We start from the raw sequence: 10,985 nt of genomic DNA, 5'->3' as shown, positions 1-10,985 counted from the left end.
TGGTGTTCGCGCGCGGCACGTCCAGCCCCGCCTCGATGATGTTGGTGGCGAGCAGCACGTCGCCCTGGCCGTCCGCGAAATCCACCATCGCCGCGTCGATATCGCCGACCGGCATCTTGCCGTGCGCCTGGACCAGCGTCAGCTCGGGCGCCAGCGTATCGAGACGCTCGGCCATCGCGGCCATGTCCTCGATGCGGCTGACGACGACGAAGCTCTGCCCGCCCCGGCCCTTCTCGCGGCGCAGCGCGGTGCGCACCACCGCCTCGTCCCAGGTCGCGACGGCGGTGCGGATCGGCTGGCGCGCGGCGGGCGGGGTGGCGATGATCGAGAGCTGCTGCAGCCCGACCAGCGCGGTCTGGAGCGTGCGCGGGATCGGCGTCGCGGACAGCGCCAGCACGTGCGTCGCCTCACCGGCCAACGCGCGCAGCTTGGCCTTGTCCGCGGCGCCGAACCGCTGCTCCTCGTCGATCACGACGAGCGCCAGGTCGCGATAGGCGACGCCCTTGGCGGCGATCGCGCCGGTGCCGATCACGACGGCGATCGAGCCGTCGGCCAGCCCCGCCTTGACCTGCTTCTTCTCGGCCGCGCTCGACAGGCGCGAGAGGCCGGCGACCGCCAGCCCGGTGCCCTCGAAACGACGGCGGAACGTCTCGACATGCTGACGCACCAGCACGGTGGTGGGGGCCGCGATCGCGACCTGCCGGCCCGCCAGCGCGACGAGGGCGGCGGCGCGCAGCGCGACCTCGGTCTTGCCATAGCCGACATCGCCGATGACGAGCCGGTCCATCGGCTTGCCCGAGGCGAGATCGGCGCGGACGGCGGCGATGGCGCGCGCCTGATCCGCGGTCTCGGTAAAGGGGAAGCCCGCGGCGAACCGCTCGTAAGCGGCGGCGTCGGGTTCGAGCACGGCCGCCTCGCGCGCGTCACGGTCGGCGGCGAGGCGGGTCAGCGCGCGCGCGCTTTCGGCGATGGCGGCATCGATCTGCCCGCGGCGCTTCTGCCAGGACGAGCCGTCGAGCCGGTCGAGCGTCACCGCCTCGGCATCCGCGCCGTAGCGCCAGATGCGGTCCGCCTCGGCGACCGGCACGAGCCGGCGATCGTCGCCGTGATAGCCGAGCAGGATCGCGTCGCCCCCGCCCGCACCGTCGGCCGTGACGGGCAGGCTCTCCAGCCCCTGCACCACGCCGATGCCGAACTCCTCGTGGACGACGACGTCGCCGACCCGGATCTCGCTCGCCTGGCCGGCGAACGGGTCGGCGGCGATGGTCGTCTCGCCGCCGGCGCGGCTGCCGATCAGGTCGGCGGCGGCGACCACGGTCAGCCCCTCCGCGCGCCAGCCCCGGTCGACCGGCATGACCAGCCCGACCAGCGCCCCGGCAGGGGCGGCGTGCACGGCCACCCAGCTCTCGACGAGCTGCAGCTCGCGGCCGATCGCCTGGCCGGCGCGCGCGCCGAGGAAGCGCAGGTCGCGCGCGCTGCCCGCCAGCACCAGCCGCTCGCCGGCAGCGAGCAGCGGCCTGGCGAAGCGGGCGAACGCGCGCTGCGGCTGGCGGCTCTCGACGAAGCGCGGCACCGGCTCACCGGCGGCGGGGGTCTCGACCGTGCGTCCGGCCAGCGCCGCATCCCACCGGTTCGCACCGGCGACCGGCTCGCGCACGTCTCTCGCGAGCGCGACGAAGCGGTCGCGGCGGCGCGCGGCGTCCGGATCGAGCAGCACCGCCGCGCCGGGCAGGTGATCGAACAGCGTCACCGGCGCGTCGCCCAGCGGCGGCTCGGCGATGCAGCCGACCTCCAGCCGGTCGAGGTCGCCGGTGGTCAGCTGGGTGGCGGGGTCGTAGCGGCGCAGGCCGGCGACCCTGCCGTCGGCCAGATCGATCCGCGCGGGGCTTTCGGCGTCGGCGGGGAAGAGGTCGATCACCTCGCCGCGCACCGCCAGCTCGCCCGGCTCGTCCACCCGTTCGTCGGCGAGGTAGCCGATGGCCGCCAGCGCCGCGGCGAACGCGTCGGCGTCGAGAGGGTCGCCCGGTGCGACGATCGGCGGCACCCGATCGAAGGCCGCGGGCGGCGGCTGGAGACGCGCCGCCGCCTCCGCGGTGGTGACCAGCGCGACGCGGCCGCCCGCCGCGCGCGCGCAGAAGGCGGCGCGCAGCCCGGCGACGCGGCGGCCGGTGTTGCCGGGCGAGGCCGGGCTGCTGTCGCCGGGCAGCGCATCCGATGAGGGCAGGTGGATGACGCGCGCGGCCGGCGCGGCGGCGGTCAGCGCGGCCGCGACCGCCTGCGCGCGCTGCTCGTCGCCGAGGATGACCAGGACGTCGCCGTCCGCCAGCAGCTCGGAGGCGCGCGCCGCCATCGCGCCGACCGGCGCCGCTTCCTGTTCCGTCAATGCCTTGGCCTCCGCTCGCGCGCCCAACGAGGGGGCGGGGGCGGCGTTCCGTCAGGCGGCGTCGGCCCGCGTCTCGGCGAGCCAGGCGAGCGCCTCCTTGCGCTCACGAAACACGCGGATGTTCGGGCTGTCGAACACGCGCCGCGCCTGGAACTGGTTGAGCATGGTCGAGACGACGATCGCCGTGCGCCCGCGCGTGCGCGACGCGCCGGCCACCATGATCCGCGCGAACCCCTCGCCGACCTCGGGCGACTGGACGGGAAACTCGGTCGAGTCGCTCAGGATCGAGTAGGTCGGGCAGCGGCGCTGCATCTGTTCGACGGCGGGCAGCAGCGCGGCGACGAACGCGCGCACCGTCTCCGGCGTCCAGAAGCCGGTCAGCTTCAGCCGCAGGAGCGCGGCCCGCTCGTCGGGCTCGATCGTGAACATCGGGGTCCCTTCGACCGGGGGCTAGCCCGTCGACCCTTAACATTTGTTTTCCCCGGCGGCGCCCGCCGCTGCTGGACGCGATCATTCTCATCCCATGGTCGGGATGACGAAGGCGTCCTGCACGCGCGCGGGGCCGCCGTCCTCGCTGCCGCGCGGGAGCGCGGAGCCGTCGGGCCAACGCTGGGTCACGGTCTTGATCCTGGTCCAGAAGCGGACGCCCTCCGTCCCGTGCTGGTTGGTGTCGCCGAAGGCGCTCCGCTTCCAGCCGCCGAAGCTGTGATAGGCGACGGGCACAGGGATCGGCACGTTGATCCCGACCATGCCGACCTGCACCCGCGCGGCGAACTCGCGCGCGGCGTGGCCGTTGCGCGTGAAGATGGCGACGCCGTTGCCATATTGATGCTCGGACGGCAGGCGGACGGCGGTCTCGAAATCGGGCGCGCGGACGATCTGGAGGACGGGGCCGAAAATCTCCTCCCGGTAGCTCTGCATCGCCGGCGTCACGCGGTCGAACAGGCTGGGGCCGATGAAGAACCCCTGCTCATGCCCCTGCAGCTGGAAGCCGCGGCCGTCGACGACCAGCTCGGCGCCTTCGTCCACCCCGGTCCGGATCCAGTCCTCGACCCGCGCCTTGTGCGCGGCGTTGACCACCGGGCCGTAATGCGCATCCGCGTCGGTCGAGACGCCGACCCTGAGCGCGGCGATCGCGGGGATCAGCTTCCCGCGCAGCGCGTCGGCGGTCTTGTCGCCGACCGGCACGACCACGGGCAGCGCCATGCACCGCTCGCCCGCCGAGCCGAACGCCGCGCCGGCGAGGTCCGCCACCACCTGGTCGAGGTCCGCGTCGGGCATGACGATGCCGTGGTTCTTGGCGCCGCCCATCGCCTGGACGCGCTTCCCCGCCTCGACGCCGCGCCGGTAGACGTAATGGGCGATGTCGGACGAGCCGACGAAGCTGACCGCCGCGATGGCGGGATGGTCGAGGATCGCGTCGACCATCTCCTTGTCGCCATGGACGACCTGGAGGATGCCCTCCGGCGCCCCGGCCTCGCGCATCAGCTCGGCGAGGCGGACCGGCACGGAGGGATCGCGCTCGGACGGCTTGAGGATGAAGGCGTTGCCGCAGGCGATGGCGACCCCGAACATCCACATCGGGATCATCGCGGGGAAGTTGAACGGCGTGATGCCCGCGCCGATGCCCAGGGGCGTGCGCATGGAATAGACGTCGATCCCCGGCCCGGCCCCTTGCGTATACTCGCCCTTGAGCACGTGCGGGATGCCGCAGGCGAACTCGATCACCTCCAGCCCGCGCTGGAGGTCGCCCTTGCTGTCGGCGATCACCTTGCCGTGCTCGCTGCTGAGCAGGTGGGCGAGCGCGTCCATGTTCGCCTCGACCAGCTCCTTGAACCGGAACATCACGCGGGCGCGGCGCTGCGGGTTGGTCGCCGCCCAGCCGGGCTGCGCGGCCAGCGCCGCGGCGACGGCGCGGTCGAGTTCCGCCTGCCCGCCCAGCGCCACGCGCGCCTGCACCTGGCCGGTATTGGGGTCGAAAACGTCGCCGAGGCGAGGAGCCGAGCCGCCGATCGTGGCGGGAACATGGTCGATCTGTCGCATGACGCGCCTTTAGCGCGGACGATAGCGCAGGCCCAGCCACAGCGTGCGCGGCGTCGCGCGCTCGACGATGTCGGCGCCGCTGATCCCGGCCTCCACGCGCGCGTCGGCCAGGTTCTCGGCCCGCGCCTCGATCGCGAACGCGCGGGTGAGCGGCAGCGCCAGATAGGCGTCGAGCGTCGTCGCGGGGGCGAGCGTGGTCAGGTTCTGGTCGTCGTCGAACTGCCGCGCGACGTGGCGCAGCGTCGCCGACGCCGCCCAGCCGCCGCGCCGCCAGCCGAGCGACGCCGCCACCTGGTCGCGCGGCGTCTCGGCCGGGCGCAGACCGTCCAGCGCCGCCGCCGCGCCCGACGCCTCGACCCGCGCGGCGACGTGCGACCAGGACAGCGTCGCGCCCACCGGTCCCGGCCGCCAGCTCGCGTCCAGCTCCACGCCGCGGCTGCGGATCGCGTCCAGGTTCTCGCGGAGGCGGAACACGCCGCCCGCGCCCACCACGCCGACCTGCGGGAAGGTGCCCGGCCCCCGCCCCGCCGTCACGTTGGCGATCGCGTCCGCCAGCCGGTTGTCGAACCAGGTCGCGGCGAGGCTGACCGCGCGGGCGGGCGCGATCGTCGCGCCGGCCTCCCAGCCGCCGAGCCGCTCGGGGGCGAGCGCCGCGTTGGCGGCGGTGGCGTCCGCGCCGACCCGAAAGGGCCGGTAGAGCTCGTTCAACGTCGGCAATCGCCAGCCGCGATAGGCCGCTGCGCGCAGCGTCACGCCGGTGGCGGGCCGCAGCGCGACACCGGCACGACCGGTCGCCTCCGTGCCGTCGCGGTCGGGGTAGCGCACGGCCGTCAGCGCCGCGCCGCCGGCGATCGGCCGCTCGACCAGCGCGCCGTCGGCGATCCGCCACCAGTCGACGCGGCCGCCGGCGGTCAGCGTCAGCGGCCCCGTGTCCCAGCTGCCGTCGGCGAACAGCCCGGCGGTGCGGTTCTCGCCGCCCGCGACGCGGCGACGGGTCGCCTGGGCGGCGACGAAGGTGAACAGCTCCTGCGTCCGCCCCGCGACGTCGCGCCAGTCGGCCCCCAGCCGCAGCGTCGCGTGCGCCCCCACCGGCGGCTGCACCTCGGCCCGTGCGCCCAGCCCGGTCGCGGGCGTGTTGTACTGGTCCAGCGTCTGCGTCGCGGTCGTCCGCGCCGCATTGATGCCGGCGAAGCTCGACGCGAAGGCGCGGGTCTGGAGATAGCCGAGCGCCGACCAGCCCCAGCGGCCCCGCCCGACCAGCCGCACGCTCGCATCCGCGCCCTCGCTCTGGTTGGCCGTATAGGCGGTGCCGCGCTCGCGCCGGTCGGTGAAGGCGCTGGCGTTGACCTGCAGCTCGGTCGCGCCGCCGAGCCCGAGCACCGTGCGCGCCGCGCCCGAGGCCTGCTCGTACGGCGCCGGGCGATCCACCGGGCCGCGGCTCTCCGCAACGGTCGGGATGAAGCCGTCGCCGCGCGCATACGCGCCGGCCAGCGTCGCGAAGCCGCCGGCGCGGACCAGGGCCGCCGAGCCCTGCGCATCCACCGACGCGCGGCTGCCGTAGCTCGCCCGGCCTTCCAGCGGGTCGAGGTCGGTCGGCGTCGCGCTCTCCAACTCGACGGTCCCGGCGAGCGCGCCAGGGCCCTGGAAGCCGCTGCCGCCGCCGCGCGTCACGCGGATGCGGCCGAGCCGGTCGAGCGCATATGCCGGGAACGCCACCCAGCCGCCGAACGGATCGGTCTGCGGCACGCCGTCGAGCACCAGCAGCGCCCGGCTCGCGGCGTTGCCGCCCAGCCCGCGCAACGTCAGGCCCTGGCTGGTCGGGTTGGCCGAGGTCGAATCGGAGCGGCGGAACTGCTGGAGGCCGGCGGCGTCGGCGAGCACGCTCTCCAGCCGGTCGGCCGCGTCGGCCTCGATCCGGGCGCGGTCGAGCGTGACGACGTCGAAGGCGCGGTCGCCCGGCGACTCGTCGAGCCCGCGGCCGGTGACGACGATGTCGGGCGAAGCGGCGGGCGGCGCGGCCTGCTGCGCCGCGGCGGGCGCGGCGAGCAGCAAGACAGGGGCAAGATTGCTCAGCCCGCGCGAAGGGCGCCCTCGCGCCCGATTGTCATGCCGGCCTAGCGCCGGCATCCAAGCCAGGGTCAAGCGATGCGCTCCGTTACCATCGGCGCGCCTGCACGACCTTGGACCTCGGCTCAAGCCTGTCCTGAGCGCCGCTGCCAGCGGCGTCGAAGGCCGGGATGACGAAAGGATGGAAACGAGTGGAGCCGCGCTGCACGCTGGCGCGTTCGGGCGGCTCCATAACCAGAGGACCGTCCCCCCGTGAGCATCTTCGGCAGCATCCTGAGCAAGATCTTCCATCATGGCCAGCAGCAGGCCCCCGCCGCCGCGCCGGCGCAGCAGCCCGCGCAAGCCGCTCCCGCCGCTGCCGGCGCCGCGCCCGCCCAGCCCGCCGCGCCGGCCCAGCCGGTCGATGTCGAGGCGGTGCTGACGCAGCTCGCGCAGTCGAAGGGCGGCGGCGGCAACTGGCGGACGTCGATCGTCGATCTGCTCAAGCTGCTCGACCTCGATTCCAGCCTCGCCGCCCGCAAGGAGCTGGCCGACGAGCTGGGCGAGCATGCCGGCGCGGACGGCAGCGCCGAGGAGAACATCGCGCTGCACCGCGCGGTGATGCGCAAGCTCGCCGAGAATGGCGGCAAGGTGCCGGACAGCCTGAAGGGCTGACCGCGGTCACGATTTCAAGCCGGATCCTACCCGGGACGGGGAGGGAACCATCGCGACAGCGGTGGTGGAGGGGGCTCCGCAACGCGCGATCGGCCCGATCTGAGCCCCCTCCACCACGGCCTGCGGCCGCGATCCCCTCCCTGTCCCGGGGAGGATCGGCTCAAAACCAGTGCCACAACTCAACAAAAGTAAAAATAACGTGAACAGGCGTGACGGGTTCTGCGCCCCGAATCCGATTCCCTTGATGAGCAGGGTCGCGGTCGGGGGCACGCCGGCATCGTCCCGTTGGCGGTAAGGCCGCGGCCCTCTCACTTTGCCGCAGCGCAGGAGCTTTCTCCGGCGCTGAGCTAAAAGGGGATCGCTGTCGTGCGTCATGCTGCCAACTTCCGTCGCTTCGTCCTCGCCTCCAGCGCGCTCGCCTTTGCGGGCGGCGCCTCACCGGCGAACGCCGCGACCTGCGTCTGGAACGGCGGCGCCGGTGACTGGAGCGCGGCAGCCTCGTGGAGCTGCGGCAGCGTGCCCGGCAGCGGCGACGCCGTGTTCATCGACAGCCAGCCGGGCACGAGCTCGCTCGTCTCGATCACCAGCAACCAGGCCGCGAGCACGCTGACGCTCGACGGCGGCGATCGGTTGGGCATCACCAACGCGCAGCTGGCGATGTACGGCGGCAGCCTTACGGCCAACGGCGACCTGTCGATCGGCGCGAACAGCTATCTGACCTCAGGAAACGGCAATCTGGCGCTGGGCGGCACGGGCGCGATCACGCTGGACAACAGCGGCGGCCTCGCCCGGCTGGGCGGCAGTTACGTGCTCTATGCGGTCGGCGCGGCGCTGACGGTGCAGGGCGCGGGCGAGGTCGGCTTCGATCAGAGCTACGTTTCCAACGCGGGACTGATTTCGGCCAACGTCGCCGGCGGCACGCTGACCGTCGACCCCTATTCCGGCAGCGGCGGCGCCGGCAATGCGGGCGGTACCGGCGATCCGAGCGCGAGCTTCGTCAACACCGGCATCATGCAGGCGACCGGCGGCGGCACGCTGGCCTTCAACAGCGGCCGCTACGACAACACCGGCGGCACCGTCCGGGCGCTCGCCGGCTCGACCGTCGCGCTGAACAGCGACGTGCGGCTGACCGGCGGCACGCTGGCCAGCACCGGCAGCGGCCGTATCCTCGCCACCAACGGCACGGTCTATCTCACCGACACCGCGCTCGCGTCCGGCAGCAACCTGCGCGTCGACGCGAGCGTCGGCGGCGAGAATGCGAACGTCAACGGCACCTTCACCAATAGCGGCACCGTGACGATCGCCAGCGGCGCCAACGGCAATGCCCGTTTCGGCGCCGAGGGGGGCAACGTCGCCACCGCCGGCGCGGGCACGATCACGCTCGACAACAGCGGCGGCAACCGCGCGCTGCTGGGCGGCAGCTACACGGTGATGACGCTCGGCGCGAACCAGATCGTCCAAGGCGCCGGCGAGGTCGGCTTCGATCAGACCTATATCGTCAACAACGGCCTGATCACCGCCAACGTCAACGGCGCGACGCTGCAGGTCGATCCCTATGCGGGCAATGGCGGCGTCGGCGGCGTCCAGCTGACGCCGACCGCGGACGCCAATGCGGCCTGGGTCAACAACGGCACGATGCAGGCGACCAACGGGGGCACGCTGCGCTTCCTGTCGGGGCGCTACGACAACACGAACGGCGCCATCGCGGCGCTGACCGGCTCCACCGTCTACCTCGACAACGACGTGCGCCTGATCGGCGGGACGTTGTCGTCGACCGGCACCGGCCAGCTCTTCTCGACCAACGCCAACATCTATCTCCAGAACACGTCGCTGGCGTCCGGCAGCACCCTGCGCCTGGACGCCAGCGTCGGCGGGGAGAACGCCAACATCAACACGGCGTTCACGAACAACGGCGCGGTGACGATCACCAGCAGTCCCAACGGCAACGTCCGCTTGGGCGCCGAGAGCAGCACCAACGCCGATATCGGCGGCACCGGCACGATCACGCTGGACAACAGCGGCGGCAACCGCGCGCAGCTGGGCGGCAGCTACACGGTGATGACGCTCGGCGCCGGGCAGACCGTCCAGGGCGCCGGCGAGGTCGGCTACGACCAGACCTATGTCGTCAACAACGGCCTGATCACCGCCAACGTCAGCGGCGCGACGCTGTACGTCGATCCCTACACCGGCAGCGGCGGCAACAGCGGCGTCCAGCTGACGCCGACCGCGGACGCCAACGCGGCTTGGGTCAACAACGGCACGATGCAGGCCACCAACGGCGGCACGCTGCGCTTCTATTCCGGGCGCTACGACAACACGAACGGCAGCATCCAGGCGCTGACCGGCTCCACCGTCTATCTCGACAACGACGTGCGCCTGATCGGCGGATCGCTGACGAGCAGCGGCACGGGCCAGTTCTTCTCGACCAACGCCACCACCTATCTCCAGAACGCCACGCTGACGACCGGCACCGCGCTCAATCTGAGCGCGAGCGTGGGCGGCGTGCTGTCCGTGGTCAACGGCGCGCTGACCAACAACGGGTCGATCCTCATCGCCAGCGGGACCAACGGCAACGCGCAGGTCGGGCTGGGCGAAGGCAATGCCAGCCTGGCGGGCACCGGCACGATCACGCTGGACAACAGCGGCGGCAACCGTGCGCTGCTCGGCGGCAGCTTTCAGGTCCTGACGATCGGCGCGGGCCAGACGGTGCAGGGCCGCGGCGAGGTCGGCTTCGATCAGACCTATGTCGTCAACAACGGCCTGATCACCGCCAACGTCAGCGGCGGGACGCTGTACGTCGATCCCTATACGGGCAGCGGCGGCATCAGCGGAGCCCAGCTGACGCCGACCGCGGAAGCGAACTCGGTCTGGGTCAACAACGGCACGATGCAGGCGACCAACGGCGGCCAGCTGCATGTGAACGGCGGCCGCTACGACAACAGCGCGGGCACGATCCGAGCACTTGCGGGCTCCACGGTCTATCTCGACAACGACGCCCGGATCATCGGCGGCACCCTGTCGAGCACCGGCTCCGGTCAACTCTTCTCCACCAACGCCAATATCTATCTCCAGAACACGACGCTGGCGGCAGGCAGCAACCTGCTGCTGACGTCCAGCGGCAACGGCGTGCTGGCGGTGCTCAACGGCACCTTGACCAACAACGGCGCGATCACCGTGCGCAGCAGCACCAATGGCGATGCGCGGATCGGCCTGGGCGAGGGCAACGCGACGCTGGCGGGCACCGGCACGGTGACGCTGGACAACAGCGGCGGCAATCGGGCGCTGCTCGGCGGCGCCTTTCAGGTGCTGACGATCGGAGCCGGGCAGACCGTCAACGGCGCCGGCGAGATCGGCTATGACCAGACCTATCTCATCAACAACGGCAATATCCGCGCGACCGCGGGCACGATCACGGTCGATCCCTATGCCGGCAGCGGCGGCGTCGCCGGAACCGCGCTCGGCGGTGCGGACGCGGGTGCGACCGTCTTCAACACCGGCATCATCCAGGCGGATAATGGCGGCAACACGCTGAACCTCAACGGCGGCCGCTACGAACAGGCGGCCTCGGGGTCGTTCGCGGCAGGCACGGGCAGCACGTTCGCGATGCTGAACGACGCCAACCTGGTCAATCTGGAGGCGGGCGGGGTCCTCGATCGCGGCCTTTACCAGTCGATCACGGGCGGCGCGACCAGCCTCGTCGCCCTGCGCTCGGCGGCGGCGAGCAGCATCGTCCAGATCGGCACGGACCATGCCGGGATCGACACCACGGTCACCCTCTTCGGCGCGAACTCCGTGCTGGAGGCGAGCCCGCTCAGCGACGGCACGCCGACGACGATCG

At 72.6% G+C, this 10,985-nt stretch carries 6 protein-coding genes; 2 read left to right on the top strand and 4 right to left on the bottom strand.

The window, feature by feature from the left end; genetic code table 11:
* From ACFE64_RS13495 to ACFE64_RS13480, 4 genes are all read right to left on the bottom strand, one after another.
* Window positions 1–2,350, bottom strand: a 2,350-nt coding sequence (locus tag ACFE64_RS13495) for a DEAD/DEAH box helicase (RefSeq protein WP_375392981.1), incomplete at its 3' end; no start/stop codon positions are given.
* A gap of 84 nt (window positions 2,351–2,434) precedes the next feature.
* Window positions 2,435–2,812: a hypothetical protein gene (locus ACFE64_RS13490; RefSeq protein WP_375392979.1), complete on the bottom strand. Its 378-nt coding sequence runs from the start codon at window positions 2,810–2,812 to the stop codon at window positions 2,435–2,437.
* Between the two features lie 87 nt (window positions 2,813–2,899).
* Window positions 2,900–4,426, bottom strand: coding sequence for a CoA-acylating methylmalonate-semialdehyde dehydrogenase (locus ACFE64_RS13485; RefSeq protein WP_375392978.1), 1,527 nt, complete (start codon window positions 4,424–4,426; stop codon window positions 2,900–2,902).
* Between the two features lie 9 nt (window positions 4,427–4,435).
* Window positions 4,436–6,553, bottom strand: coding sequence for a TonB-dependent receptor (locus ACFE64_RS13480; RefSeq protein ID WP_375392980.1), 2,118 nt, complete (start codon window positions 6,551–6,553; stop codon window positions 4,436–4,438).
* A gap of 192 nt (window positions 6,554–6,745) precedes the next feature.
* Here ACFE64_RS13480 and ACFE64_RS13475 point away from each other — a divergent pair, with 192 nt between their 5' ends.
* Both ACFE64_RS13475 and ACFE64_RS13470 read left to right on the top strand, forming a co-directional pair.
* Complete coding sequence (locus tag ACFE64_RS13475; protein ID WP_375392977.1) at window positions 6,746–7,147, top strand: DUF3597 domain-containing protein; 402 nt, start codon at window positions 6,746–6,748, stop codon at window positions 7,145–7,147.
* A gap of 366 nt (window positions 7,148–7,513) precedes the next feature.
* Window positions 7,514–10,985 (top strand): beta strand repeat-containing protein (locus ACFE64_RS13470; RefSeq protein WP_375392976.1); only part of this gene is annotated, 3,472 nt, incomplete at its 3' end.

The organism is uncultured Sphingomonas sp., assembly GCF_964250165.1.
GTDB lineage: Bacteria > Pseudomonadota > Alphaproteobacteria > Sphingomonadales > Sphingomonadaceae > Sphingomonas.
The sequence above is the reverse complement of the archived record's forward strand: the minus strand, read 5'-3'. Positions and strand labels throughout refer to the sequence as shown.

Excerpts from the sequence above, each read along its gene's own strand:
- ACFE64_RS13490 (WP_375392979.1), bottom strand. The coding sequence starts at position 2,812 with ATGTTCACGATCGAGCCCGACGAGCGGGCCGCGCTCCTGCGGCTGAAG.
- ACFE64_RS13485 (WP_375392978.1), bottom strand. The coding sequence starts at position 4,426 with ATGCGACAGATCGACCATGTTCCCGCCACGATCGGCGGCTCGGCTCCT.
- ACFE64_RS13480 (WP_375392980.1), bottom strand. The coding sequence starts at position 6,553 with ATGCCGGCGCTAGGCCGGCATGACAATCGGGCGCGAGGGCGCCCTTCG.